This is a genomic window from Geoglobus acetivorans, from assembly GCF_000789255.1.
GTDB lineage: Archaea > Halobacteriota > Archaeoglobi > Archaeoglobales > Archaeoglobaceae > Geoglobus > Geoglobus acetivorans_B.
In genome coordinates this window covers 371,689-398,680 of the sequence record NZ_CP009552.1, presented here as the reverse complement: position 1 = coordinate 398,680, position 26,992 = coordinate 371,689, and the positions used below count along the sequence as shown (strand labels likewise).

The 26,992-nt window shown below is 48.7% G+C and carries 25 protein-coding genes and 1 tRNA gene; 19 read left to right on the top strand and 7 right to left on the bottom strand.

Going from position 1 to position 26,992, the window contains the following annotated elements; all coding sequences use genetic code 11:
- Positions 1 to 20: 20 nt before the first annotated feature.
- On the bottom strand, positions 21 to 1,217 hold the full coding sequence (locus GACE_RS02315; RefSeq protein WP_052400315.1) for a magnesium transporter: 1,197 nt from the start codon (positions 1,215 to 1,217) through the stop codon (positions 21 to 23).
- Positions 1,218 to 1,432: 215 nt separating this feature from the next.
- Here GACE_RS02315 and GACE_RS02310 point away from each other — a divergent pair, with 215 nt between their 5' ends.
- The 5 genes from GACE_RS02310 to GACE_RS02290 all read left to right on the top strand — a co-directional run bounded on the left by GACE_RS02310 (position 1,433) and on the right by GACE_RS02290 (position 5,643).
- Positions 1,433 to 1,801: a molybdopterin dinucleotide binding domain-containing protein gene (locus GACE_RS02310; RefSeq protein ID WP_048093532.1), complete on the top strand. Its 369-nt coding sequence runs from the start codon at positions 1,433 to 1,435 to the stop codon at positions 1,799 to 1,801.
- Position 1,802: 1 nt separating this feature from the next.
- Entirely contained in the window at positions 1,803 to 3,056 is a 1,254-nt protein-coding gene (locus tag GACE_RS02305; protein ID WP_048090859.1) for a formylmethanofuran dehydrogenase subunit B, read from the top strand.
- 5 nt (positions 3,057 to 3,061) lie between these two features.
- Positions 3,062 to 4,744 carry a formylmethanofuran dehydrogenase subunit A gene (locus tag GACE_RS02300; RefSeq protein ID WP_052400314.1) on the top strand — a complete coding sequence of 561 codons (1,683 nt, stop codon included), beginning with the start codon at positions 3,062 to 3,064 and terminating at the stop codon, positions 4,742 to 4,744.
- Position 4,745: 1 nt separating this feature from the next.
- Positions 4,746 to 5,450: a formylmethanofuran dehydrogenase subunit C gene (locus GACE_RS02295; RefSeq protein ID WP_048090857.1), complete on the top strand. Its 705-nt coding sequence runs from the start codon at positions 4,746 to 4,748 to the stop codon at positions 5,448 to 5,450.
- Between the two features lie 119 nt (positions 5,451 to 5,569).
- Positions 5,570 to 5,643, top strand: a tRNA-Arg gene (locus GACE_RS02290).
- A gap of 528 nt (positions 5,644 to 6,171) precedes the next feature.
- On the opposite strand, the gene GACE_RS02285 is transcribed toward GACE_RS02290, so the two are convergent.
- From GACE_RS02285 to GACE_RS11140, 3 genes are read right to left on the bottom strand one after another with little or no spacing between them, the layout of a single operon-like run.
- Positions 6,172 to 7,758: a DHA2 family efflux MFS transporter permease subunit gene (locus GACE_RS02285; protein WP_318249267.1), complete on the bottom strand. Its 1,587-nt coding sequence runs from the start codon at positions 7,756 to 7,758 to the stop codon at positions 6,172 to 6,174.
- Complete coding sequence (locus GACE_RS02280) at positions 7,755 to 9,872, bottom strand: COG1361 family protein (RefSeq protein WP_148305900.1); 2,118 nt, start codon at positions 9,870 to 9,872, stop codon at positions 7,755 to 7,757. The genes GACE_RS02285 and GACE_RS02280 overlap by 4 nt, the downstream gene beginning before the upstream one ends.
- A complete protein-coding gene (locus GACE_RS11140; RefSeq protein ID WP_052400186.1) occupies positions 9,859 to 10,380 on the bottom strand; it encodes a PadR family transcriptional regulator in 522 nt (173 codons plus the stop codon). Before GACE_RS11140 ends, GACE_RS02280 begins: the two co-directional genes overlap by 14 nt.
- Before the next feature lie 469 nt (positions 10,381 to 10,849).
- On the opposite strand from GACE_RS11140, the gene GACE_RS02265 reads away from it, so the two are divergent.
- From GACE_RS02265 to GACE_RS02200, 14 genes are all read left to right on the top strand, one after another.
- Positions 10,850 to 11,248 (top strand): hotdog fold thioesterase, encoded by a 399-nt coding sequence (locus GACE_RS02265; protein WP_048090851.1) that lies wholly within the window; start codon positions 10,850 to 10,852, stop codon positions 11,246 to 11,248.
- Positions 11,249 to 11,370: 122 nt separating this feature from the next.
- Positions 11,371 to 11,652: a monovalent cation/H+ antiporter complex subunit F gene (locus GACE_RS02260; protein ID WP_048090849.1), complete on the top strand. Its 282-nt coding sequence runs from the start codon at positions 11,371 to 11,373 to the stop codon at positions 11,650 to 11,652.
- On the top strand, positions 11,634 to 11,945 hold the full coding sequence (gene mnhG / locus GACE_RS02255) for a monovalent cation/H(+) antiporter subunit G (protein WP_048090847.1): 312 nt from the start codon (positions 11,634 to 11,636) through the stop codon (positions 11,943 to 11,945). The genes GACE_RS02260 and mnhG overlap by 19 nt, the downstream gene beginning before the upstream one ends.
- Positions 11,942 to 12,490: a Na+/H+ antiporter subunit E gene (locus GACE_RS02250; protein WP_148305899.1), complete on the top strand. Its 549-nt coding sequence runs from the start codon at positions 11,942 to 11,944 to the stop codon at positions 12,488 to 12,490. The genes mnhG and GACE_RS02250 overlap by 4 nt, the downstream gene beginning before the upstream one ends.
- Positions 12,474 to 13,280: a hydrogen gas-evolving membrane-bound hydrogenase subunit E gene (gene mbhE, locus GACE_RS02245; RefSeq protein ID WP_048090845.1), complete on the top strand. Its 807-nt coding sequence runs from the start codon at positions 12,474 to 12,476 to the stop codon at positions 13,278 to 13,280. Before GACE_RS02250 ends, mbhE begins: the two co-directional genes overlap by 17 nt.
- Positions 13,273 to 13,731, top strand: coding sequence for an MnhB domain-containing protein (locus tag GACE_RS02240; RefSeq protein WP_148305898.1), 459 nt, complete (start codon positions 13,273 to 13,275; stop codon positions 13,729 to 13,731). The genes mbhE and GACE_RS02240 overlap by 8 nt, the downstream gene beginning before the upstream one ends.
- Positions 13,718 to 14,119 carry a sodium:proton antiporter gene (locus GACE_RS02235; protein ID WP_048093523.1) on the top strand — a complete coding sequence of 134 codons (402 nt, stop codon included), beginning with the start codon at positions 13,718 to 13,720 and terminating at the stop codon, positions 14,117 to 14,119. The genes GACE_RS02240 and GACE_RS02235 overlap by 14 nt, the downstream gene beginning before the upstream one ends.
- A complete protein-coding gene (locus tag GACE_RS02230; protein WP_048090841.1) occupies positions 14,116 to 15,603 on the top strand; it encodes a proton-conducting transporter transmembrane domain-containing protein in 1,488 nt (495 codons plus the stop codon). Before GACE_RS02235 ends, GACE_RS02230 begins: the two co-directional genes overlap by 4 nt.
- Complete coding sequence (locus tag GACE_RS02225; protein ID WP_048090839.1) at positions 15,600 to 17,072, top strand: monovalent cation/H+ antiporter subunit D family protein; 1,473 nt, start codon at positions 15,600 to 15,602, stop codon at positions 17,070 to 17,072. The genes GACE_RS02230 and GACE_RS02225 overlap by 4 nt, the downstream gene beginning before the upstream one ends.
- Positions 17,069 to 17,308, top strand: coding sequence for a hypothetical protein (locus GACE_RS02220; RefSeq protein ID WP_048090837.1), 240 nt, complete (start codon positions 17,069 to 17,071; stop codon positions 17,306 to 17,308). The genes GACE_RS02225 and GACE_RS02220 overlap by 4 nt, the downstream gene beginning before the upstream one ends.
- Before the next feature lie 5 nt (positions 17,309 to 17,313).
- Positions 17,314 to 19,002: a Na(+)/H(+) antiporter subunit D gene (locus tag GACE_RS02215; protein WP_048090835.1), complete on the top strand. Its 1,689-nt coding sequence runs from the start codon at positions 17,314 to 17,316 to the stop codon at positions 19,000 to 19,002.
- A gap of 169 nt (positions 19,003 to 19,171) precedes the next feature.
- Positions 19,172 to 20,839 (top strand): acetolactate synthase large subunit, encoded by a 1,668-nt coding sequence (locus GACE_RS02210; protein ID WP_048090833.1) that lies wholly within the window; start codon positions 19,172 to 19,174, stop codon positions 20,837 to 20,839.
- Positions 20,840 to 20,842: 3 nt separating this feature from the next.
- On the top strand, positions 20,843 to 21,328 hold the full coding sequence (ilvN, locus tag GACE_RS02205) for an acetolactate synthase small subunit (RefSeq protein ID WP_048090831.1): 486 nt from the start codon (positions 20,843 to 20,845) through the stop codon (positions 21,326 to 21,328).
- A complete protein-coding gene (locus GACE_RS02200) occupies positions 21,325 to 22,746 on the top strand; it encodes a radical SAM protein (protein WP_048090828.1) in 1,422 nt (473 codons plus the stop codon). The genes ilvN and GACE_RS02200 overlap by 4 nt, the downstream gene beginning before the upstream one ends.
- Before the next feature lie 232 nt (positions 22,747 to 22,978).
- Here GACE_RS02200 and GACE_RS02195 read toward each other — a convergent pair whose 3' ends face one another.
- From GACE_RS02195 to GACE_RS02185, 3 genes are read right to left on the bottom strand one after another with little or no spacing between them, the layout of a single operon-like run.
- Positions 22,979 to 24,814, bottom strand: a complete 1,836-nt coding sequence (locus GACE_RS02195) for a DUF2298 domain-containing protein (protein WP_048090825.1) — start codon at positions 24,812 to 24,814, stop codon at positions 22,979 to 22,981.
- Positions 24,811 to 26,373, bottom strand: a complete 1,563-nt coding sequence (locus GACE_RS02190) for a flippase-like domain-containing protein (RefSeq protein WP_048090823.1) — start codon at positions 26,371 to 26,373, stop codon at positions 24,811 to 24,813. Before GACE_RS02190 ends, GACE_RS02195 begins: the two co-directional genes overlap by 4 nt.
- Positions 26,374 to 26,379: 6 nt before the next feature.
- Positions 26,380 to 26,988 (bottom strand): ATP-grasp domain-containing protein, encoded by a 609-nt coding sequence (locus tag GACE_RS02185; RefSeq protein WP_394324670.1) that lies wholly within the window; start codon positions 26,986 to 26,988, stop codon positions 26,380 to 26,382.
- Positions 26,989 to 26,992: the final 4 nt, after the last annotated feature.

Sequence of the window (26,992 nt, the reverse complement as noted above, 5' to 3'; positions counted from 1 at the left end):
GACCCCCGTCAGTCTGAAAATCAGAAACTCCCCACAATCACACCGGATATGAAGATGACGAAGATGACAGACATGAGGTCGGATATCGTCGTAATCATCGGGACAGTTGCATTGTCAGGGTCAAAGCCAAGTTTACCGAAAAATCTGGCTATATAATAAGCAACAACCATGGCGGTGAGAAGAAGCAGTGGATAGAGAATTATGAATTCGGGAACTATCCCAGCGTTTTTACCCAGAAAATACTTTGCAATAATGATGCCCGCAAAGTTCATGACAAGACTGATCAGGAACCCGGTAAACAGATAAATGACTATGTCCGCAAGGGTTTCGCGATCAATAACACCCTCGATGTCTCCAACGTGAATTCTTGTAGAGGTTGCCGCCCCCACAATTGCGCCAAAATTACCTGTGGTGCCTGCTACGGCAGGATACAGTATGCTGAACAGCACTGATGCATGAATCAGATCACTGTAATGCTCAAAAAATCCTCCCGAAACACTGGCTATGAGCGAGGTTATCCCAAGTATTGCCAGAACCTCCTTGAAGGTTCTGACGTCATCGCTGCCAAGTTTGATTTTATATGCCAGAACTGCAAAAACCACCACACTGATGACGCTGAGAAGAACAAAAACAGAGAAATAATGTTCAAAGATTAAAATGAACAGAATCAGAAAAGGGAGTGTTATTAGGTCACCAACGGACGTGATTATGGGTGCCGCAACCCTGTCCGGGTCCAGACCCCTCAAATAGGGAATCACCGTCGATATTGCTGTGGAATACCCCATGATCAGTGTGGAAAAAATCGTTGAGACAACAATTATGAAAAGAATGTACATTCCGGACCACACATCACCGACCTTCAGTACACCAACCGCCCAGAGAATGAACACAGGGATAAGAGAAAGCCAGAGACTCAGGAGAATGTTTTTCTGAACCTCCTTATCGGATATTTTCGGCTCCATAATACCGATGTGAAGCATTGTGGTCAGCCGGGAAGCCATTGAGCCGAAAATGTTTCCTCTCAATCCCATCAGTCCGGGTATGATTACAAGGACTATCCTGTAGGACTCCATGAGTTTCTCGAAATATGCGCCGAGAACTCCGCCTGCAATGAACTCAATAAATATGCAGAAGAGTAAAGCGGGAAGCGTTCCTGCCATAAGCTGCCTTATCCTGGCAGAATACAGCTCCTGAAAGCCTCTGTAATCCATCGTCATCACCACCCATCGTATCTCACCCCTTCCCGCTTTTGGGTAACTTTTTTAGGAGATTTATAAAAACATTTTCCTTATTAAAATTTCCACAGTTTCTGCCTGCTCTGCACAGCAGCACACCTGCGGCAAATCTCGCTTAAAACCGTTTTTTCAATTGTAAAAAATGGCAATCGTTAAATATATTCCGGGAGACCTGGATAAAAATAACGGTGACCGATATGATTGAGGTTGAAATCATTTCTGGCAGAACAATAGACCAGGGAAAGACCGTAGAAGAGAAACTTTCTGAGGAATACTTCAAAGCCGTCAGCTACTGTGAGATAAACGAGACGGACTTTAAAAAACTCGGTCTGAAAGAGGGGGACAGGGTTAAAGTAAAGACGGAGTTTGGAGAAGTTGTTGTCTTTGCGAAAATTGGAGAACTGCCCAGAGGAGTTATCTTCATACCAATGGGTCCGTATGCAAATCAGGTAATTTCTGACGACACCGATGGCACAGGAATGCCAAGATTCAAGGGCGTAAAAGGGACTGTAGTGAAAACAGAAGAGGATGTTAAGTCTGTTAGAGAACTTTTAGGGGTGGAATAAAATGGACGCAGTATGCACATTCTGTGGTAATGTATGCGATGATGTTGAATTTGACGTAAACACCCAGAAAGGGAAGAGATTCTGTGCTCTTGGTCTTGCGAAGTTCAGGGAGAAGGAGAGAATCAAAAGCCCGATGATTGATGGAAAAGAGGCGAGCTACGAAGAGGCGATTGAAAAAGCGGCGGATATACTTGTCTCTTCAAAAAAGCCCCTGCTCTACGGATGGGCATCAACAGTTAACGAAGCGATAAGATATGGTGTCCTTCTGACCGAGAAGGTCAGGGGTGTTTACGATCAGTGCGCAAGTGTATGCCACGCTCCCGGGACACTGGCGGTTATCGAGGAGGGCATCCCAGGAGGAAGCCTCGGAGCAATTAAGAACAGAGCAGATGTCGTCATTTTCTGGGGAAGCAATCCCCTCGAGGCCCACCCGAGACACCCGACAAGATACAGCGTCATGGCGAAGGGTTTCCTAATAAATGACAGAAAAGACAGGAAGGTAATTGTTGTTGACGTGAGAAAAACAAAATCTGCCAAGATGGCAGACAAATTCATCCAGATAAAACCCGGATACGACTATGCGATAATCTCTGCCCTGAGGGCACTCGTGAAGGGGGAGGATATCGAGGCAAATGAGGTCGGAGGAGTGCCGAAAGAAGAGCTTGCAGAGCTTGCAGATATGATGAAAAACGCAAAATACGGAGTTATTCTCTACGGTCTGGGTGTAACACAATCCAGAGGAAGGGACAGAAACATCGAAAACGCTGTAAAGCTAATTCAGCTTCTCAACAGATATGCAAGATGGATTATATGGCCAATGAGAGGTCATTACAATGTCGTGGGTGCCGGAGAGGTACCGGCCTGGGAGGTGGGTTACCAGTATGCCATAGATTTCAGCAGAGGGTATCCCAGATTTTCACCTGCCGAGTTTTCTGCTGTGGAAATGCTTCTCAGAAGAGACTGTGATGCCATGCTCGTGGTATCCAGTGATCCCGCTGCACACTTCCCGAGGAGAGCCGTTGAACACATGAAAAACATACCCGTGATTCAGATTGATCCGTTCCCCAACATGACCACTCTGCTGTCGAATGTCGTAATACCTTCTGCAGTTGCTGGAATAGAGGCCGAGGGATGGGCATACAGAATGGACGGAATACCATTAAGGGTGAAGAAGCTCGTTGACTCACCATACTGGAGCGATGAGAAGATTCTGAAAGAGATGCTGAGAATTGTGGAAGAGAAGCTTGAAGGGTGATTGAAATGCTCTGGATTAAAAACGGTATTGTTATCGATCCGAAAAATAAAGTAGATGGAGAAAAAATGGATGTTTTCATAAAAGACGGTAAAATCGTCGATGAAAGTGAAGTGAACAAGGAGGAATGCAAGGTAATCGATGCAAACAACAAGCTTGTCGTTGCAGGCGGAGTTGAGATGCACGCACACATCGCAGGAAGCAAGATCAATGTCGGCAGAACGATGAGACCAGAAGAGATGAGAATTGTAAGACATACAGCCAACAAATTAAGGGTATCCCTCGGGAGAGTGCTGTTAACATCCCCCGCCATCGGATATGAGTATGCCAAAATAGGTTATACAACTGCTGTTGAGGCAGCATCACCCCCGATAGGCTCACCCCACACACACGAAGAGCTGGACGCCATCCCAATAGTGGATAAAGCAATGCTCCCCGTTTTCGGAAACTGGCACTTTGTTTTCAAATATGTTGCCGAAAAGGATAGAGAAAAGCTGAAAGCGTTCATTGCATGGGCAATTGAGAGAACAAAGGGCTATGGTGTGAAGGTTGTAAATCCAGGTGGCGTTGAGGCCTGGATGTACGGAGGAAACGTAAAGAACCTTGAAGACGAGGTGCCAAACTGGGGAGTTACACCCAAGGAGATCATCACCGAGCTCGTAAAGTCCAACGAAGAGCTTGACCTCCCCCATTCTGTGCACCTCCACTGCAACAACCTCGGAAATCCTGGAAACTATCAGACCACGATCGAAACAATGAAGCTCGTTTCAGGTCTGGCCAACAAGAAAAGACAGACCCTCCACGTAACCCACGTTCAGTTTAACGCTTATGCCGGAAGCTCATGGAGAGATGTTGCAAGCGGTGCCGAGGAGATCGCCAAGGTTGTGAACTCGATGGATAACGTTACCATTGACATGGGACAGGCAATTTTCGGACATGCTACCGCAATGACCGGTGATGCCCCATTCCAGTTCACCCTGCACAAGCTCACAGGATCGAGATGGGTCAACAAGGATAGCGAAATTGAGGGAGGAGCTGGAATAGTGCCAATAGTCTACCTCCCCAAGAATCCCGTTCACGCCCTGCAGTGGGCAATCGGGCTTGAGCTTGGTTTGCTGGTTGACAGCGATAAAGTGGTTCTGACAACAGATTATCCCAACGGTGGACCATTCACAGAATATCCATACGTAATGGCCATGCTGATGAGCAGAAAGATGAGGGAAAAAGAACTTGAAAGAGTTAGCCCCTACGTCCAGAAAGCAACATCCCTGCCAGCAATAGAGGTCGAAAAAACCCTATACGATGTCATCCAGATGACGAGAAGTCTGCCTGCAAGAGTCATGGGAATGGAAAACAAGGGACATCTGGGTATCGGGGCTGATGCCGATGTTGCGATCTACAGCATTAACCCGGACGATGTTGACCCTGCAGCCCAGTACGAGCTGATAAATTCAGAGTTCAGAAAACCTGTTTACACAATAAAGGGTGGCGAAATAGTCGTGAAGGATGGTGCCGTTGTTGCCGAAAGCTGGGGAAGAACATTCTGGGTCGACGCAAGAAAGAAGGTCAGCCTCGAATCGATTGACGAGGACCTGAACTCCTTCTTCAGCAGCTACTACACAATCCAGAGAAAGAATTACGGAATCCAGGAAGAATGGTTGAGAAACCCGGTTAGAGTGGAGGTGAACTGAGATGCTCATCCTTAAGCCAAAGTTCGAATTCGACGTCAGCGTTGAGGCTGAACTCACCCCCGAACTTGCAGAGAAGAGTCTTGAGGAAATAAAGAACTTCAGAGTCTGGTACGGAAAGTTTGAGAAAACTCTCGGAGAGCTGTTTGATGTCCAGAAAGAAGGAGACGGTAAAAAACTCCTGCTCGATGGAGACTTTTCAAAGGTCAAATGGGTTGGATCAGGAATGGATGACGGAGAAATAGTCATAAAAGGGAATATCGGGGCAAACTGCGGGGCGTACATGAAGGGCGGCAGGATAACTATCGAAGGTAATGCTGACGACTGGCTTGGAGCGGAGATGAAAGGTGGAGAGATAATCGTCAATGGTAACGCAAAGAACCTCATCGGGTGTGCTTACTACGGCAACCCAAGCGGCATGCAGGGCGGAAAGATTCTGATAGAGGGCGATGCGGGAAACTATATCGGAGAGAAGATGGCAGGAGGAACAATAGAGATCAAAGGTAACGCTGGAGATTTCATCGGAACGGAGATGAAAGGTGGAGAGATAATCATCCATGGAGACTGTGGCTATGCAGGAGGAGACATGAAATCCGGAACCATAAAAATAGGGGGAGAATTTGATCTGCTTCCAACCTTCAGAAAGAGTGAGGATGGTTGGACAGGAGATATTCTTGTCGGTGGAGAGGGTAAAATACTGAAAATCTGACCACAGTGTGCAAATCTTTTTTTTACACAGCATCATACATATTTTCTATCCGGGCGGACAAATTGAAAAACAGTGGCTGGAAAAATAAATTAAACCCATGATTTCAATTCGTACATTGTGGGCCCGTAGGGTAGCTTGGATATCCCAGAGGCCTTCGGAGCCTCTAACCCGGGTTCAAATCCCGGCGGGTCCGTAAGAAACTCCATTTTTTGACCGCATTTAACGAGGCTGAGGTATTCTCTCAGTCCAGCCACAACAGCAGTCGAGAAAAGGCTCAAAATTCCCACAGCAGGATGGAAAACCCCCGGAGCTTTGAAGAACTGGAGAGGATGATAAGAGAACCTGATGAAATTGAAGCTGGGACGTATTGAGTATAAGAAAGAAAGTTGTTAAGCTGCAATACTTATCGATAAGTTAGCAGAGGAAAAACCAAGTAAGACAGTTACAGGTGTTATATGCGCATATCACTTTTACTGACCATACCCTCATGAAATAACCTTCAAAATAGCATATATGTGCTCAAGGGGAGAGAGCATAAAGGGCTATGAACCATATCTGATGGATCTGATTGATCAGGTTCAGGTTGCAGACTTATGAATCTCATGCTGCCACGCATTGCGGATAAACTTCATAAGGTGACCTTCAGTCACAGTTCTGAACGTACTGAGTTGCAGTGTCCTCCTACTCCCCGAACCTGCCGGTTTCCCGGCAGTATTTTCATCTACTCGACTGTGTAAGGCCAGCCTGAACCATGCGAATTCTGGTCACTCTGATCAGTGAAACCTGATTTACCGATTGCTTCAAGATGCTCTCCACCCCTCAGGAACACCAGCACGATGAACAGGCTTATCAGGATAAAGGGTATGGCATTCAGGAAAACACTTCTGAAGCTCCTCATGAAAGCCTCTGTGATTATCACAATCGGACCGGCATAACCCTTCATGGCCAAAACTTCCAGTATTTTTATCTGCATCGGGTTCGGAATCTCATTTCCGAAATTCGGAATCAGCTCGTTCATCTTTCCTGTAAAGAGTATTCCGCCCAGCGATACCCCCATGGCTCTTGCAAGGGAATTGGAAGTCTGAATGGTTCCACTTGCCATCCCGGCCTTGTGAGGGGGTGCGGAGGTCATCATAACGTTCATTGCAGGGGGCATCAATAGACCCATGCCTGAGCCGATGAAGAGGAGCACCGGCAGCAGCTCCCAGAACGTAACGTTTGCATTTATCTTGCTCAGAAGGTAAAGCCCGATGGAGAAGACCACCGGTCCCATCGACATGGTTATCTTCGGATTGATTCTGTCGCTGAGCCTTCCTGCAAGTGGGGCTATGACGGTGTTCACAATTGGAATCGGCATTATCCAGAGCCCCGCCTGCTCAGCCGTCAACCCCTTTATTCCCTGCAGGAAGAATGGCATGAGAAACAGAGAGGTTGAAAGCCCCATTGACATGAAAAAGAGAGCAGTAACCCCTGCTGTAAAATTTCTTATTCTGAAGAGATTCAGGTCAAGAATGGGGTAATCACATGTGAGTTCCCTTACGATGAAGGCTGTAAGGTATGAGAACGCCACTATGAAGGACGCAATTGTCTTGTCGTCTCTCCAGCCCCACTCCTGCCCCTGGATGATTCCGATTGTAAGGGAGCCAAGAGAGATGGACAGTAGTGCCAGTCCAAGCACATCCACCGGCACCTTGGCCTTTTCACCCATTGCTGGAAGCAGCGTCAATCCGAGGGCGATTCCTGCAAGACCCACCGGCAGGTTGATGTAGAAAACCCAGTGCCAGCTCATATGCGTCGTCAGCCAGCCACCTATCACAGGTCCGAATGCGAATGAGGAGGCGATGAGGATTGAGTTAAGCCCCATTGCAGCCCCTCTTTTACCCGGAGGGAATAGCTCTGTGATCAGGGCCATGCTGTTTCCCAGCATTATCGCTCCCCCAACTGCCTGTATCACTCTGGCCACAATGAACACTAAGATGTCCCAGGACTCCGCACAGAGAAGGCTTCCAGCAATGAAAACGGCCATTCCGGTAACGTAAAGGAGGTTTCTCTTCACCATGTCTCCCAGCCTGCCAAAGGTGACCAGCAGCACAACCAGAGTTATGAGATATGCGTTCAGGAGCCACTGAACGTCGGAGGCTGAGGCGTTGAACTCCTCGGCTATGCTTGGGAGGGCTATGTTCAGTATGCTGGTATCCAGCATCACCATGAATACTCCGGTGGCCACAGGAATCAGGGAGAGCCACGGATTTACTGCTTTCGTGCCATATCCCACATGTCCGGATTGTCCAGCTTCCATTCTTCTCATTTCTCCCGTTCATTCGTTTCAGACTTTCTTTTCCTCCTGCTTCTCCTCGCAATTACGGCAGCTATCAGTAAGGCTATCAGCCCCAGTGCAGCAGCAGCAAAAAGAACCGGGGTTATCAATGGCTTCTCCTCCACCTCGAGAGCGATGGGGAAACTGCCAGTTTCATGCTTATAGCCCTCAGCATCGTAATAGCTCAGCCTCAGATTTGCAGGATAGCTGCCCGCTCCCGCATCCTTGTCAACCTTCACCCTGTACTTCACCACTGCTGTGCTGCCGGGCTCAAGGGTTCCGACAAAGTACATGCCAGGCTGTGACTGACCGACGAGACTGCCCAGAGAGCTTCCCCCAGCCACCGAGAGCGGTGCTGATACCTCCAGCATTACAATGGTGTTGTACAGGGTGCTGCCAGAGTTCTTTAGCTTTATGACAACTTCACCCGTGGAATCAGGGTAAAGAGTGGCTTCAACCGATGTTATTTCTATTTTCACCCCTCTGGACTCCACCGAAACCGGGATTCTGGCCGAGCTTACTATTTCCGCTCCGTTTATCTCAAACCTCTCCAGCAGGTAGAGGGTGTAGTTCCCCAGGACTGCATCATCATCCACATCAATCCTGAACCTTGCATTACCAACCTTTCCGCTTTCCAGGCTTCCGATGAAAGCAGTTGTGGTGAGGGGCGTTATCGTGAGTTCAGACGACAGGAGGCTCAGCTCGACATCCTCAAGCCTCTCTTTGATTCCGTTCTCCACCTCCACAACCATCTCGCCTTTCTGTCCGGCTGAAAGAAGGGCTTTCACGTCCCTTATCTGCAGGGGACTTTCTCCAATCTCAACGGCTATGTAGTGCTTTTCAGTCAAAACCTCATCTCCCCGGGGATTTGTGTAGCTGATCGCAACCCATCCCCTGTACTTTCCTTCCTGAGCCAAGTTCTCCACGTTGAACAGAACCCTGACACTCTCGTTTCTGCCGAGATGCCCTATGTATGGCGAGTTCTCCACACGGATGAGTGGGGTGTCAAAGGACAGTATGGCTACAGCATCCCTCATCTCCTCTCCCGTGTTCTTGAGTGTGACCTCCACAATGCCTCTTGACGGAATCGTCACGACACCTGAAGCGGGCTGGACTTTTTTCCCGGAGAGAAATGAAGGCGAAGAAGATGGCAGCGATGGGATGTAGGGGATGGATGGAAGAGAGGGGACACTTATTTTCTGCCTGACAGGGGCGTTCAGCGGTGGAGTCAGGATGCTCTGCCAGTTCTCAACTTCGATGCTATTGCTGCCCTCCACCCAAATAGGGGCTGTTTTTACAGCAGTTTTTGGAAAGCCTGCAGCGTCGCTGAACTGAAAAACGAACCTGGCTGGATAGCTCTGATTGAGTGCGTTTTCAGACACATACACCTTGAAAGATACAGTTCTCTTTTCTCTCGAGGCCAGATCCCCAATGTAAGCAATCATGCCTGTCGGATCTGGCATTAAAGGTGGGGTTGCGTTCAGAATGACAGAGGTGTTGTGTACTGGATTCTTACCCGTGTTGATGACCTCCACGCTCACAACATCTTTCTTTCCTGCCAGAAGGGTCGAGTTCAGAATCCTGACGTTGAAGTCGTAATCCTTCTTGCTCACACGAATGTTGACGTTTTTGAGATAAACGTCATGGTCATAGGTTATGTATGCCGTTTTCGTAAGCGGATCAATCGAGTAGGTGACATAGGTGAAGTGAATCTTCACGGTTAACGTGTATTCCTTCTCCCGAGCATCCGGATCGATCTTTATCCTGAAGGATACCTTGGAAACCATTCCCGACGGCAGATCTCCGGCAAGCTGCGGATTGATCGTCTTCACCTCAACAGGTGGATTCCCGCTGAGCTCAACTCTGAGGTTCTTGGCAGTTGTGATGAGGGGCAGAAGATTCGACGTGTTCTCATTGATGATAAAACTGCTAACCTTTGCGTCATTCTCTATCAGCAGGGTTAAAACCGCTTCCTCCCCAGGATAGAAGGTATCCCTGACCGGCGAGACGTGAAACCTGAAATCTGCACTCTCTGCACTTGCAACCCCCATGGCCAGCAGAAATGCCGCCAAAATCAGCACTGAAAAAATACTACACCTCCTCATGTTTCCCACCTTCAGAGTCCCCAACAGCTTCAAACATCCTTATGGCATCTTCAACAGCCCTTTCAGTCTTCTCAGGATTCTTTCTGTATGCCTTCAGAATCGCCTCCTGAAGCCTGAACCAGTTTTTAATCCTGAAGAGCTCCCAGCGCTTCTCCCTTCTTTCCATGACGAAGGTTACTGCTTCATCAACACTCTCACCCGAAAGGATGCCCGCCTCCATCAGAAACCTGATCTTATCAAGTATCAGCATCCTTTCCCTTTCCTTCAACTCTTCGAGAGCCCTCTTACCCTTTGTGGAGAGGGAGTATATCTTCCTGTTTCCCCTAACCGAAACCTCAAGAAAACCCCGGTCGTGAAGCTCATTCAGAAGGGGATAAACCGATCCGGGAGACGGTTTTTTTGATACGATTCTTCCTATTCTCTCGATGAGCTCGTAACCCGTTGCCTCTCCGCTTTCAAGCTCTCTGAGAATCAGAAGCTTGAGCATGCCCTTGAGCGCATCTGACATTGATTGCGTCTCTGATTGTGTTGTATTTATTACTATCGGTATCCGATAGTTTTCTCAGGTCATGGGTCAGAGTAAATGCACCGGGGCAGTTACAGATATGAGAATCACAGAGTTCTCACAGACACACCCGGCATGCTGACCAACGACTTTTTGTGAATCTGCTCGATATGGGGGTTGAGTGGAGACAGGCAGATGAGAACATCCATTTATTCAAGAGATATGACAGAAAAAGCGGAGAACTGAAATTCAGGAAAACAAGGGTTGATCTGATATTCGACACCATGATGGGCCCGGTCTGTGGCAGAGGTTTACGCCAGCGACGATTCCGGAGAAAAATTCATCCATGACTTTACAAAAGCCTGGAACAAGGCTATGAACCTCGACAGGTTTATCTGAGAATGGATGGTTGAAAACTCCGAGGGTGCAGAAGTACCCAAGAAATTTATTTTTTAACAGCACATTCCTGATCATGACCGGGAAGCATCTCAAGCCAGAACCGGATGGAGACAGTTTCAGAAAATTTCTGAATGCAGAGATTCTGGAGGTCAGAGATGGATACGCGAGGGTGGAGGGAGTTGTCTCAAGCAACTATCTGAACTTCCATGGAACTGCACATGGTGCGTACATAATGGCTCTGGCCGATTTTGCCTTTGCTCTTGCAGTAAATTCCGGCAATTACTCCAGATTCGCACTCTCAATAAGAATGGATTTTATCAAACCGGCATTTCATGGTGACAGACTTACTGCCGAGGCAGAGATAGAATACGGCAGAAAAGTTGCATTCTGCAGGCTGGAGGTCAAAAAAGGTGATGAAACGATAGCAAGAGGTCTTGCAATCGCATACAGTACGGATGCCAAACGCCCGTGATGGATTTGCCCGGAAAACATTTAAAGACAGCAGTATCGTGTAACATTTTCAATTTTCACGATGTTGGCATTCAGGAATTTTTAGAAACCTATTTATATTGATTATTGGAGTTAAAATCCACTATGGAGATGCTTGACGTTTTCCTCGCTGTCGGCATTCTCATTACAGTGTCAATTCTCATGACAATGTACAGGGTTTTCAGAGGCCCCACAACCCTCGACAGGCTGATGGCCACCAGCGTCATAGGCACGAAGGTCGTGGTGCTTCTGGTTGTCATCGGCTACCTCTTTGAAAGGCCGATTTTCGTTGACATCCCTCTGACCTATGCTATGCTGAACTTTGTTGGTACACTGATAGTTGCCAAGTATATTGAAAGGGGAGAGTTATGGAAGCCCTACACGTAGTCTCAGCCTTGCTCATGTTCTCCGGCGTATTCTTCATGATAGCCGGAGCCCTCGGCATCATTCGATTTCCGGACTTCTACACGAGATTGCATGCGGCAGGCAAATGCGATACTCTCGGAGAGGTGCTCATAATTCTGGGCTTCATGGTCTATGAGGGCTTCTCTTTCCTCTCGGTCAAGCTGCTCTTCCTGTCGTTCTTCATACTGCTCGCTAATCCCGTGGGCACTCACGCGCTGATCAGGGCAGCGTACCTCACAGGGGTCAAGATGTGGAAGAAGGAGGAGTCTCAATGAGCGAGAATCTGGACAGGAAAATATCTCTGATACTCACTTTCGTGACGATGTTCGTATTCTGGGTTCTGCTGTCAGCCTGGGCCATCTCACCCGACGCTCCGGGCCACTTCAATGCGATTCACATCTCCCAGGGCATAGCTGCTGCCCTCATCACCACATACCTGTCGAGGAACGTTATATTTGACCTGAGCAGAAAGTGGCACGTGAAATTCCTGAGGGCAATACCATACATAGCCTGGGAGCTCTGGCAGATTGTCCTCGCCAACCTTGATGTTGCATGGAGAGCCATACACCCGAAAATGCCCCTTGACCCCGTGGTTGTTGAATTCGAAACCCCGTTGAGGGGAGATCTCGCTCTGACATTCATGGCGAACTCCATAACCCTGACTCCCGGAACGATAACCATACTGGTTGAGCCGGAGAAGGGGAAATTTGTGGTTCATGCCATAGACAGGAAACTGGCTGAACCACTCTTGGTCGAGCAGACGATGCAGAACAAGATAGCCCATGTCTTTATGGAGGGTCAGCATGATAGTTCCGCTTGATATAGCCCTGATAATCTTCCTGATAGTATCCGCGGTTTCAGCACTGATGGTGAGAGACTTACTCGCCTCCATCGCAATCCTCGGCACATACACGTTCGTCATGGCATGCATTTACGTCCAGATGAACTCTGTGGATGTGGGTTTCACAGAAGCTGCCATTGGCGCGGGAGCATCAACGGCCCTGATGGTCGCAAGCCTCACCAGGCTAAAGAGGTTTGACACGAGCAAAATCAACGTTTCAAAGGCGGTTGTTGGAGCAATGGCTGTTTTCATGCTCGCTGGTCTGTTCATTTACGTCGTTGAAGACATGCCCCCATTTGGAGAGCCAGAATCCCCTCCAAACAAGTGGATCGAGCTTTTCAGCCTCGAAGACAGCGGAATTTCTACACAGCTCGAAAATGGCGTTCTTCCCGATGAGATCAGGAGCAGAATAGAGTCCATCGGGTACACCACAGCCAGCAACTGGCCACCCCTCGAGGATGGGACTTACAGGATTGTGTGGAACGAAGAAGAGCATGGCTGGGATGTGCTGATTGAGAAGAACGAGAAGTTCTTCCCCAATTTGGAGAAGCTCTACTTCATCGAATCATCGAACGGGGAGCTGAAGGTGTACAGGTACTCCATTCCGGTGAGGTGGGAGGAAAAGAGCGAAGAGGAGATGAACACGCCCAACATGGTCACGGCAGGTCTTGCAGATTACAGAGGCTACGATACGCTTGGAGAAACCGTGGTCATTTTCACAGCAGCGGTTAGCGTTGCAGCACTGCTGAGGAGGGGATACCTTGAGTGATGACGTAAACGTGGTCATCAAAACAACCATACGAACCATGCTCCCGTTCATCCAGCTTTACGGCTTTTACGTCATGACGGGAACTGAGGGAGCAGGAGGTGGATTTCAGGGCGGTGTCATTCTCGCCGCATCCTTCATACTCTACGCCATAACCTTCGGGGCAGAGAAGGGCAGGGAGAAAGCTCCTGAAAGCTGGAACACGGCCTTCAAGAGCTTCGGCCTCTACATATACGCCGGAGTCGGAGTGCTCACCGTGCTCTACAGTCTTGGCTCTGCCGAGTTTCTGAACTACTCTGCAACGTTTCTCAGCCTGTTCGTACCCCACACCGTTGCGAGGGGGATCCTGATTGCTGACGTGATTGAGGTCGGAATAGGTATAACCGTGGCTGCGAGCTTCACCTCGCTGTTCTTCGACCTCGTGTGGAAGGGTGATGAGGATGGACGTGATTGAGCTGTTCCTTGAGCGCTACAACTACTGGAGCTTTGTCGTGCTCATGCTGATTGGTCTGTATGGGGCGATAGTCTACAACAACCTCGTGAAGAAGATAATCGGGCTGAGCATATTCCAGACGGCCATATTCCTGCTCTTCATATCCATGGCCGATGTTGGAAGAGATATCGAGAACACGCTCGGCCTCAAGAGCGGGACAGCGCCGATAGTCTGGGAGAAGGGAATAGAGCACGGCTACATGTACGTCAACCCCGTCCCCCACGTTCTGGTGCTGACGGGCATTGTCGTTTCAGCGGCAACGCTCGCTTTAGCTCTTGCTTTGATGATTCGCATCTACAGAGAGTTCGGAACGCTTGACGAAGAAGAGCTGAGGGAGATGGTAGAATGATGGAACACCTGCCAGTATTGATTGTTGCGATATCCCTGTTAGCATCCTTCACGATCCTGATATCGGGAATATTCAGCAGAAGAGCCGGATATTACATATCTATCGCGACTATAATCATCCAGCTGATCTTTTCCGCAATTCTGCTGAATTACATCCTGAAAAACGGGCTGATAAGGTACTGGCTGGGCGGCTGGAGACCTCCGTGGGGCATAGAGTATGTGGTTGACGAGCTCGGAGTTTACATGCTGTCCATCGTCCTCGTGTTCAGCCTTCTCGCAACCATCTACGCAAGGAGAGTTGTGGAAAAAGAAATCGAGGAGAGCAAGTGGCCGTACTTCTACACACTCTGGCAGCTGATGATATCTGGACTGGTTGGCGTTTCCGTTACCGGAGACCTCTTCAACCTCTTCGTCTTCCTTGAGATAGCCTCGCTCGCGGGTTATGCGCTGATAGCAATGGCTGGCAGGAAGGCTTTCGTTGCATCATACAACTACCTCATCCTCGGGACTGTCGGAATCTCGTTCTATCTGCTCGGAACGGCTTTTCTCTACGCGGAGACAGGCACCCTGAACATGCTCGACGCGAGGATCCTGCTCTCCCTAGTTTACGAGAACAGGGTCGTGCAGGCCTCATTTGTGTTCTACTTCATTGGGCTTGCGATAAAGATGGCTCTCTTTCCATTCCACACCTGGCAGCCTGACGCTTACGAACACTCTCCCTCCGCTGTCACGGTGCTGATATCCACGGCAATGGCCAAGATAAATGCCTATGCTCTGATAAGGGTGGTCTTCTCCGTCTTCACCGTCAGCTTCCTGGAAAGGTTCGTTCAGGTATGGACTCTCATCGCCTGGATTGCCGCTCTGGCAGTAATTCTGGGTTCTGTGTTTGCCATAATGCAGAGGAGTCTGAAGAGGATGCTCGCCTACTCTTCAATTTCCCATGTCGGTTACATAGTTCTTGGCATGACCTTTCTTCACACAAAGTGGGGGTTGAGCGCTGCCGTTGTGCATCTCCTCAACCATTCCATAATGAAGGCGACACTCTTCATGGTCGCCTGCGGCTTCATCTACAAGTTCGGGTTCAGAGAGATCGATGATCTCGCCGGGATTGGGAGAAAAATGCCATTCTCAGCAGCAGCGTTTACCATAGCCGCGATATCGATGATCGGAATCCCCCCGACGGTTGGTTTCGTAACGAAGCTCTATATAATCCTTGCATCCATCGAAACAGGACAGATAGCATACATCTTCGTCATGGTTGCAAGCTCTCTTCTCAGCCTCGTTTACTTCTGGAGAGTGATCGAGACCATGTACATGAAGGGCGACCACCACCATGAGCAGGAAAGAGAAGAACTTCCGGCTGAGATGCTCCTGCCGGCCATATTCCTGTCGTTCCTCACCATAGCCTTCGGACTGTTCTGGCTCAGCGGTGCTGGCATGCCGATGCTCGACACGATTGCGAAAACCTTAGGGGTGGTGCCATGAGCGCTGAGGCGCTTGTGCTGATTGCTCTGCTGTCCCCCGGTATCGCCTCACTTCTGATACTGCTCACCGGCAGATATCCAAATCTGAGGGAGAGCGTTACAATCCTCGCTTCCGTCGTGAGCTTCCTCGCCATAGTCCCGCTGTCTAAGGAGGTTATGCAGGCTCCGGTCGAAGTTACGCTCTTCCACATCGCTCCAGGACTTGACTTTGCCTTCAGGGTTGACGCTTTCGGTATGATATTCACCATAACCTCATCCTCGCTGTGGATTCTGGTCTCGATATACTCAATCGGCTACATGCGTGCCTTAAACGAGCACGCTCAGACGAGGTTTTACTTCAGCTTCGCCGTTGCGATATTTTCGGCCTTTGGTATCGCTTTTTCAAAGAACCTGCTCACATTCTACATTTTCTACGAACTCCTAACAATCTGCACCTACCCGCTTGTTGCCCATGAAGAAACACCCGAGGCAATATCTGGTGGAAGGAGGTACCTCGCCTACCTCTTGCCTTCTGGAGCCGCGCTCCTCGTTGCACTCGCCATAACATACTGGCTCACCGGAACAACTGACTTTCAGGCAGGGGGCTTCATCAACGGGCCTGCAGAGATTTTGAGAATACTCTTCATAATCTACCTCCTCGGTTTCGTCAAGGCTGCATACATGCCCCTGCACTCATGGCTCCCAACGGCGATGGTTGCCCCAACCCCCGTCTCGGCGTTGCTGCATGCTGTCGCGGTTGTTAAGGCGGGAGTGTTCGGAGTGATAAGGGTCGTCTACTACATCTACGGCCCCAATCTCGCCTCCAGTCTAAACCTTGGTGCGATTCTCGCCATCATAGCAGGATTCACGATGATTGTGGCAAACATTCTGGCGATTGGAGAGGATAACCTGAAGAGGAGGATAGCGTATTCCACAATAAACCAGCTCTCCTTCATCTTAGTGGGAGCGGCAATGCTGAACCCTCTGGCCTTTGCAGGGGCTATAATGCACATTCCATTCCATGGCTACATGAAGATAACGCTCTTCCTGTGTGCCGGGGCAATAGCAGTGATTTCCGGTAAGGACAGGGTGAGTCAGCTTGACGGACTTGGGAGGGCAATGCCCGTAACATTTGCAGCATTCTCAATCGGTGCTTTCGGAATGAGCGGTCTTCCCCCTGTGGCGGGGTTCATAAGCAAGTGGTACATAGCTCTCGGCACCATAAGTGCCAACAACCTGATTGCCCTCGCAGCCATTCTGGCGGCATCGCTCCTCGATGTGGTTTATTTCTTCCCGATCATCAGGAATGCCTTCTTCAGGAAGCCAGACGGAGAGTTCGACGAGAGGGGCAGGCTGTACCACCTGTACATGGTGGTGCCACTCGCCCTGACCGCAGCATTTTCGATAATCCTCTTCCTGAATCCCGACATTCTGAACGTTTTCGAGCTGGCGAGAATAGCGGTAAACGACGTCTGGGGTGGTGGAATATGATTGAGCTTGATGCAGAAAGGTGGATGAAGTACCTGTACGCCATTGCAGCACTCCTGATCACTGCAGACATCGCATACTACTTCGCTGCCCATCCAGAGCATCACTTCTCATGGGAAATTCCGGCGTTCAGCGCAGCCTACGGCTTCGTCATGTGCATTCTGCTCGTTGTCGTGTCAAAGTCCATTGGCAGGTTCATAATGAGGGACGAGGACTACTACGAAAGATTGGGAAGGTGAGATGAATGACCTGGATTCACCCCGGTATTGTCATAATTCTTGGAGCCCTCCTGATTCCATTCATCAGGTCAAGGAGAGCTGAGCAGATTCTGTTCATTCTGCTCCCTCTTTCATCCCTGTCAATACTCCTGCTAACATCCCTCGGTTACTTTGGGGAAATCCCGTTCACAGCACTGAAGCTGCACTTCCTCGACTACGAGCTTGTCCTTGCAAGAGTGGACAGGCTTGCAATGGTTTTTGCGTATGTTTTCTCCCTCGCTGCAATAGCAATGAACGTCTATGCCCTTCATGCCGACAGACGCGAGCATTTTTCGGCGATGATGTACGTCGGCAGCGCTCTCGGAGCGGTTTTTGCAGGTGACGTCTTTACTCTCTACGTCTTCTGGGAGATAATGGCTCTTGCGTCCCTGTTCCTGATCTGGTTCAGAAGGACTAAGAGTGCAGAGAGTGCCGGGTTCAGATATGCCCTCTGGCACCTCTTTGGCGGTCTGTGCCTGCTTGCAGGTATCGTAATGTATGTCTTCCAGACCGGAAGCATAGCATTCTACCACTTTGACCCATCCATCGGTTACGCATACTACCTCATGCTGCTCGGATTCATCATAAACGCTGCGGTCCCACCACTGCATGCCTGGTTGCCGGATGCCTATCCTGAAGCGACGGTTACAGGAGCGGTGTATCTCACGGCCTTCACGACAAAGACCGCCGTTTACACCCTCGCAAGGGGGTTTGCAGGAGAAGAAATTCTGATGTGGCTTGGTGCGATAATGGCCATGTACGGAGTCATCTTCGCCGTCCTGGAGAATGATGGCAGGAGACTGCTGTCGTACCACATCATCTCCCAGGTCGGATACATGGTCGCGGGAGTGGGAATAGGCACAGCAATGGCAATAAACGGCGCGACGTCTCATGCCTTCACGCACATCCTGTACAAAGCTTTGTTATTCATGGGAATGGGTGCGGTCATACACGTTACAGGCAGGAGCAAGTTCACGGAGCTTGGCGGGATTTACAGATACATGCCGATAACTTTCTGGCTGTACATGGTCGGAGCTTTCTCCATCTCGGCATTCCCGCTTTTCAGTGGATTCGTGAGCAAGAACATGACAGTGTATGCTTCGGCTGAGGCTAATTTGCCTTTGGTATGGCTGCTGCTCGAGGGTGCGAGTGTGGGAACATTCCTGCACACGGGATTGAAGCTGCCCTGGAACGTGTGGTTCTCCAAGGAGCCCGAAATCGAGGCGAGAGAACCGCCGAAGAACATGCTTGCGGGAATGGCGATACTTGCACTGCTGAATGTATTCTTTGGAACGTATCCCGGATACAAGCTCCTGTATTCCATACTGCCGTATCCGGTCGAGTACCATCCCTACGCCCCGGCAAAGGTCTTGGCAATGAGCCAGCTGCTGCTATTCACGTTCTTCGCCTTCTGGCTAATGAGGGACAAGCTCAGAGGAGAGGCGAAAATCGTTCTCGACACGGACTGGCTGCCCAGAGTCCTTGGAAGATACTTCATTGACTACAGTGTGAGGTTCACGGAGTTTTCCAAGGAGCTGGACAGGAGGTTCCTCGAGATGACATCGAAGTTCAAGGCAATAGCGAGTGTGAGGCTCAGGGAGCTCAGTGCAGGCTACGGAGTGCTGATAGTCTGTCTGATCTTTGCGGTCTACCTTCTGCTGTTCATAGCCTCATGAATTCATTTTTTATTTGTAACAGACCAATTCGTCTGAAAACCATGAAAAACTATTTAAATTCATTCCCAGATGTTGGGTCAATGCGAAAGTGCAGCAGACTAGCAGAACTGTGCAATCTCTTTTTGAGTGTAGTAGTATGCTGAATTTTCCATGTTAGTGGTGGTGGTTTATGAGAGCGGCTGATGCTATTATCAAAGCTCTGGAAAAAGAGGGTGTTAAGCACATTTTCGGAATACCGGGAGGCGCAATAATAGAAGTGTATGATGCTCTATTCGATTCTGGCATAAAACACATCCTGACGAGGCACGAACAGGCAGCAGTGCATGCAGCAGACGGATATGCGAGAGCCTCTGGAAAGGTGGGTGTTGCATTTGCCACATCCGGTCCGGGGGCAACAAACACGGTTACAGGAATCGCCACGGCATACATGGATTCATCACCCATCGTCGTAATGACCGGACAGGTTGCAAGGAGTTTAATTGGTAACGATGCATTTCAGGAGGCGGACATAACTGGAATAACCATGCCTGTTACGAAACACAACTATCTGGTTACGGACGAAAATGAGCTTCTGAAAACAATAAAAGAAGCATTCCACATTGCAGGCACAGGAAGGCCGGGTCCCGTGCTGATAGACCTGCCAAAAGACGTTACAACAGCAGAGGTTGAATTCGATTACCCTGAAAAAATCACTCTCCCGGGATACAGGCCAAAGTACCGGGGACATCCCAGACAGATAAAGAAGGCTGCCGAACTGATAATGAAGGCCGAAAGGCCGGTAATTCTTGCGGGAGGCGGAGTCATACTCTCCAACGCGAGTGAAGAGCTTACAAAACTTGCCGAGACAATTCCAGCATACGTTGCGACAAGCCTCATGGGCAAGGGTGCGATTCCCGAAACCCATCCACTAAGCCTCGGATTCATAGGAATGCACGGTACAAAGTATGCAAATTACGCCGTCCAGGAAAGCGACCTGCTGATTGCCATTGGAATAAGGTTCTCTGACAGGACGACAGGAAGGGTTTCCGATTTTGCTCCCGATGCGAAGATAATCCACATAGATATTGACCCCGCCGAGATAGGGAAGAACATTGAGATAGATGTTCCGATTGTGGGGGATGCAAAGCTGATTCTTCAGGAGCTAATTACCAACATAACCTACAGAAAAAGAAAGGAGTGGGAGGACAGGGTCGAAGGCTGGAAAAAATCATACCCTCTGAGATACAGGAAGGATGATGAAAAAATCAAACCCCAGTATGTTATCGAAAAGATATGGGAGCTTCAGCCAGATGCGATCATTACAACAGAAGTTGGTCAGAACCAGATGTGGGCTGCACAGTACTTTAAGGTCAAGAGGCCGAGGCAGTTCATAACGTCCGGCGGTCTCGGAACGATGGGTTTCGGTTTTCCGGCAGCAATGGGTGCAAAAACAGCATTTCCGGAAAAACAGGTTGTTGACATAGCCGGAGATGGCAGCTTCCTGATGAACGTTCAGGAGCTCGCAACCTGCGTTGACTACGGGATCAATGTGAAGGTGGCAGTTCTGAACAACATGTTCCTCGGAATGGTCAGACAGTGGCAGGAGCTGTTCTACGACGAGCGCTACTCTGCAACATGTCTCAGGTGCAAGGAAATGAGCATTGAAAAGATTGCCGAGGGGTTTGGCGCTGTGGGCATGACCGTCGAGAAACCGTCGGAGGTCGAGGACGCTCTTAAGGAGGCGTTCGAGATCGACGCCCCGGTGGTTATAGACTTCAGGGTTGACAGGCTCGAAAACGTCTATCCGATGGTGCCGGCTGGAGCTGCTCTGCACGAGGTTATCGACGAGGAGGTGTGAGAGATGAGACACACAATAGCAGTTCTTGTTGAAGACCGCCCGGGAGTCCTTGCCAGAGTTGCGGGGCTATTCAGAAGACGAGGATTCAACATCGAGAGCCTGGCAGTCGGAATTACTGAAAAACATGGAGTATCGAGAATGACAATTGTCGTCTCCGGAGATGACAGGACAATCGAACAGGTTACAAAACAGCTGAACAAGCTGATCGAGGTTATAAAGGTCAGTGATGTCAGCAAAAATTCAGTTGAAAGGGAGCTCGCGCTGGTGAAGGTCTCCGCAACACCTCAGAGCAGAGCAGAGATCATTGAGATAGCCAACATATTCAGAGCAAGAATAGTGGACGTGGCAAGAGACTCGCTGATAGTAGAGGTTACCGGAGATGAAGACAAGATCAGCGCATTCATAGACCTGATGAAGCAGTACGGGATAAAGGAAGTTACGAGAACAGGAAAAATAGCGATGCAGAGAGGCAGTAAGGCGCTGGAATGAGAGAGTTCAACCCCTTTTTTAAAAAATTTTCAAGTAAAGCCAGAAGAATTGCAGTCATCTATCCAAACAGATACGTTGGCGGGATAAGCAACACAGGAATTCAGAGACTGTATTTCGAAATAAACAGGGAAGAAAATTACATCGCAGAGAGATTTTACACAGATGTGTTCAACGGCTTGAGAAGTGTTGAATCCGCTACGCCGCTCGAAAAATTTGACGTGGCGCTGTTTTCGATACAGTACGAAGAGGATGCGTTCAGCGCACTCAGAATTCTGAACTCATCCGGGTTCGCAGGTAAAAAAATCGCAGGAGGTCCGTGCATAATCCAGAATCCGTTCCCGTACCTGAAGCACTTTGATAGAGTATTCATCGGTGAGGCAGAAAATGCTGTGAAAAGCATAATAGAGGATGAATCAGTCGAAGGTCTGTTTCCCCGCTCGAATAAACGGAGATCTGTTAGCCTCGACACAGAGATGAAGAGGCAGATTGTCGCAGAAGGAGCGTACGGTAAGGCAATACTGATAGAGATGGGGCGGGGATGCCCGAGAGGTTGCAGGTTCTGCATTGTCAGACAGATTTACTCGCCGCCAAGATGGAGAAGCAGAGACAGCATAATCGAGATAGCCGAGGAGAACATCGGACTGGCAGGTAAGGTTGCCCTGATAGCCCCATCGCCCACCGATCATCCCGAGTTCCTTGAGATAGTCTCCGAACTCCAGAATCTGGGCTATGAGGTTTCACCATCATCCATCAGGGCTGACAGGTTTGATGAGGAACATGCAGAACTCCTGGGTGAGGTTAAAACCCTGACCATTGCACCGGAAGCCGGAAGCGAGAGGCTCAGAGAGGTCCTGAACAAAGGCATAAGCGAAGAAGATGTCATGCAGGCCGCAGAAATCTCCAGTGCAAAAAAAATCAAGCTGTATTTCATGTTCGGTCTGCCCGGAGAGACCTACAGCGACCTGGACGAAATTGTGAGGATGGTAGAAAAGATAAGAAATCTCGGAAAGAGTGTACAGGTTTCCATAAACCCGCTTGTCCCGAAACCCCATACGCCATTTCAGTGGCTGCCTTATGGCGGAGACCTGTCGAAAAACGCAATGGAGAATATAAAAGAGCTGAAAAAGAAAAGAGACTACCTGTACTCCAAGCTGAGAAGAATTGCAGATGTGGAAATCGAGAGCATTGAAAGATTTGCAGTTCAAACCGTAATCTCCCGTGGAGACGAAAGCATCGGAGATTTTCTGGACAGAAAGCTTAGACTCAGCACGATCAGAAAATTCCGGCTGGAAAGATTCCTCGAAGGGTTTTCCCCAGACTATGAATTTCCGTGGGACAGGATCGATATGGGTTACAGAAAGAACAGGATCAGGAGAGAATTTGAAATCTCCATGGAAAAGGCAGGAATAGAATTTTAAAGTGGATGGCTGTCAGCAACCTGTTCATGTACATAAGTTCACACAGTCTCTCAGACACACAGAAACAGATATATACATCTGTGCATATTTTGCAATATAACATGCTGTGTGAAAAATACAAACGAAAAATTCTGCCCGGAGAATGCCACTGGTATTCCTGCAGGTACTGGATTGGTAACGGAGGACTGTGCTTCAACGGCAGGTTCTGTTTCACACCATCCGAAGAGGTTTTTCAATCCACCTCGTAAATTTCAGTACCGTACTCATCAAAAACCTTATCCATGCAGCTGAAATTGCTTTCACCATAAAGTTTCCGCTCATAAGCACCATATACGATATATCCGGCACCATACTTTCTCGCTATTTCCTGAGAAACCGGGCATGAGGATGTGTACACTGCCCTCACATCAGATATTCTCTTCGAAAGCTCGTCACCGTTGTCCCTCCAGTGCACCTCGTGATTTGGCCAGGCTATGACTGCCTGATTCCCGGTAAAGGTTGCAATCCTTCCGCCGTAGGAATAACTGCCCTCCACTCCCTCGATAACGACCGCATTCTTTCCGTAAAGGAATTTCACAGCATAATAATCCCCGGGATAGCTGTCCCGCATGAACTTAAGTCCATCCAGAGAGAATTCGTGCTTGTAGTGCCTTACGGGTGTTGCGACAGCTGGATAAATAAGCATCAGCGCCATGATGAGTATGGCTATACTCTTCCGCCTTTCATAAATTACTCTGAGTCCCTCTGAGGCAGCAGGAATGAGCAGCGTCCAGGCAAGAAGATAGAACTTGAAATACGTGTTCATTCTGAAATCTATAACAACAACCTCACACCCAGCGATTGTGAGGATCGAAAGCATTACAAGGAAATCGGTAAATTCCCTTTTTTCAGCTGCATAAAGCAGAATCGGGAAGAAAATGGCCGGAGGAAAAACCGGCGAAAGCACTGCAATCAGAAGATACACAGGCTTATTCCTCACAGCCCCATAATACCTCGCATAAAGCAGGATTGCAAAGAAACCCCAGAAGAGCAAAAACTCAGTTATACTGCTGAACTCAGTTGAGAAGCTAAAGGTAGCATTCGCATTCATTTCGAGTCTGAAGATCAGGATAAGGATTGCAGACAGAGCCACGATTGGCCAGTAACTCCTGTCCTTGTAAATCAGAAGAGCGGAGGATAGCAGAAAGAAAGCAGGTGCATCCCAGGAATTCGTCGCAAAAAGGGCGAAATTCATGAGAGAAATTGCAAGAGCATACTCATTTTCTCTGTAAAACCTGTAAAGAATCCCTATAAACAGTATTTTGAGGGGAATTGCTATAACGTGAGCATGCAGGTCTGCATGGATAAAGCTGAAGTAAGGAAATTCAGTTATGGCATGGCCAAAAGTGCTGTCAGAAAATATCCTCGTTGAATTCCAGTAAAACAGATACCCGGGGAGATTTCCCGTCGAAAGAGTTGATAACAGCTCATAAACAGAATACGGAACTCCGGCAATAAGGACAACAACCGCAAATTTGCCGACACCCATATCCCTTGCCAGTCCATAAACGGCAGAAACACTTGCAGCCGAAAAAAAAGCCATGGCAACGTTATAACCATATTCAGGAGGGAGCATTGAGAGTTTCACGATCACCGCAGAAAGCACGTGGCCGAAGTAGTAGTACACGTTCAGCATCCCACCTGCAAAGTACGGATCAGGTGGCGGAAAACGTTCAGCATTCAGAACCGAGTTGAGAAATGCCATGTCCATGAACTTCTCCGCCCCGTTGATGTCGGGAACAAGGCTTCTCAGGAAAAGGAAAAATGCAAATGCCAGGATAAAGACAGCTTCAACCTCAAAGTCTATCCTGAACCTCCTCTTCCACATACGATAAGCAATGGGGGCAGATACCGCAATTATGGAAATCATGAATGCCGTGCTGAAGTCGGTGAAATGGGCTAAAGCATAGATTATGAAAGACAGCAGAACAACTGAAAGCAGTTTCGAAATGTAGTAATGCTCAAACAGATTCGAGAGAAAGACCATGGCCACTACAAGTACTATCAGACCGGAAACGACGTCAGTCATTTTCTCATCTCCCTCAGGCTCAATCCCAGTTTTATCGAAGACAGCAAACCAAGCACCAGAGTGCCGATGTTTTTGATGGCGTGATCGGCTATTGCCACGACAAGTGCCTTATCCCGGGCAATCCACGAACTCAGGATCAGAGTTAGTGTTGCCTCATACGTCCCGATTCCTCCAGGAGTCAATGGCAGGATTTTGACGACATTTCCCATCGCCACTGCAAATGCAGGGAGATACAGGGGGACATCGGAGAAAGACCTGAGGACAATATAACATACGAAAACATCGACCATCCATATGGAGAGGGAAAGAGGGATGAAAAACAATGCCATTCTTGAAAATATCAGACCCTTTGCGTCCCCCATCACCTTCGCCACATATCCTCTCGTCTTTGAGAGAAAGATTACCCCAGCAATAATTATTCCGAGAAATATGACTGCATAAAAAAGCATCCTGAAATACGCCATTCCAACAAAAGCAATGCTGAAAAACGCTATTATAAGGATCGCAATCACATCATATATCCTTTCAGCAGCAAGCCCGCTGAAGCTGGTCTGGTAGGAAATGCCCTTCCTCGAATAAACATAAGCCCTTCCCAGATCGCCAATCCTCACCGGCGTGAGAATGTTGAGGGTCTGGCTTATGGCAGTCGCCATCACCGCATATCCCACTCCTGCACTACCCCCGATGTTTTTCATGAGGTGCTCGTACCTCACCCCCCTGAGGAGAAAAGACGCAAGATAAATGAGGAATGCGATGAGGATGTTTACATAATTCAGAGCTCTGAAGGACTGAACCAGTTTATCCGGATTTGCAAAGTACACAAGCGTTGCAAAGATCAAAAAGGTAACCCCTATGGAAAAGTACAGAAACGCCCTTTCAGAGTGTCTGAGCAAACTTGAGAACAGATAAAGAGAGGTTTTCATAACGCTAACTGAGCTTCCCTCATTATGTTTCCATCTCACCGGGATTTCCTTTATCCTGTATCCCTTTTTCTGAGCGAGAACAAGTATTTCCGTATCCCAGAACCAGTGGTTATCTCTCGCCATTTCCCCGAGCTTAAGCAGCACGTCCTTCCTGAAAGCCTTGAAGCCACACTGATGATCCCTTATATTTGAACCGAGCATTTTTCTTGCGAGCAGATTGTAAAGTCTGGATGGAAGTTCTCTTTTCAGCGGTCTTTTAATTTCACTCCCCCTGACCAGCCTCGAACCGATGGCAATGTCATAACCCCCATCAATGGCAATGAGCAAATCCCTTATGTGTGTTAGATCGGTCGAGAGGTCAGCATCCATATACAGAACTACAGGAAACTTCGAAATCTTCGCAGCTTCAAAAATGGCCCTGCCCTTTCCGAGCCGATCATCGCTGTGCAGATGCCTGACGAAAGAGTATTTTTCCTCCAAGCTCTGTGCTATTCTGTCAGTGCCGTCAGTGGAGCCATCTTCAGCTATGATTATCTCAAATTCGTCAAAATTTTTCTTCAAAAAATTCACAAGTGTTTCAATACTCTCTTCCAGCCTTTTCGCCTCATTGTGAGCGGGAACGATAATCGTAAACATTTGACTTCAGAATTCCTGAATTGTTTTTAAAATTATGGAATGTTCTCCATGCTGAACGTATCCATCTCCCTTACCTTTCAAAAGCATGATTCTCCTCAATGGCCTGAATTCAGCATGGCCATTCTTAAGTATCATCTCCCTCATTTCAGCATAGCCCACCCCGTAAGCGTATTTGAACGCAACCGATGGCGTTGTCAGTCTGGCATTTATTTCAATCACGAACGTCTCACTGCCGGCAACAGCATCCACTCCGACGAAACCGTTGAGACCCTCCACGACCTCTACAGCCCTGATAGCCTCCTCCGCTGCATCTCCGTCATATTCGGCGGGAATCACCGCTCCCCGGTACTCAAAATCCTTGAGAATTTGCTCATTAACACTAAGAAGGTGTATCTCGCCATCGTTTACATAAAAACTGAAACTCAGATGTTTTCCGTTAACAAGCTCCTGGGCAACATGTCCCTGAGGGACCTCTCCACCCACCCTTATCCCATCTCCTCCACACGACACTCTCGGCTTTACAACATACTCACAATCCAGCTCCTTCAGTGACGTTTCGGGAACGTTGACCCTATTTTTCAGTTTACGGTAAAGTTCCCATTTATCCGAGGTTATCTTC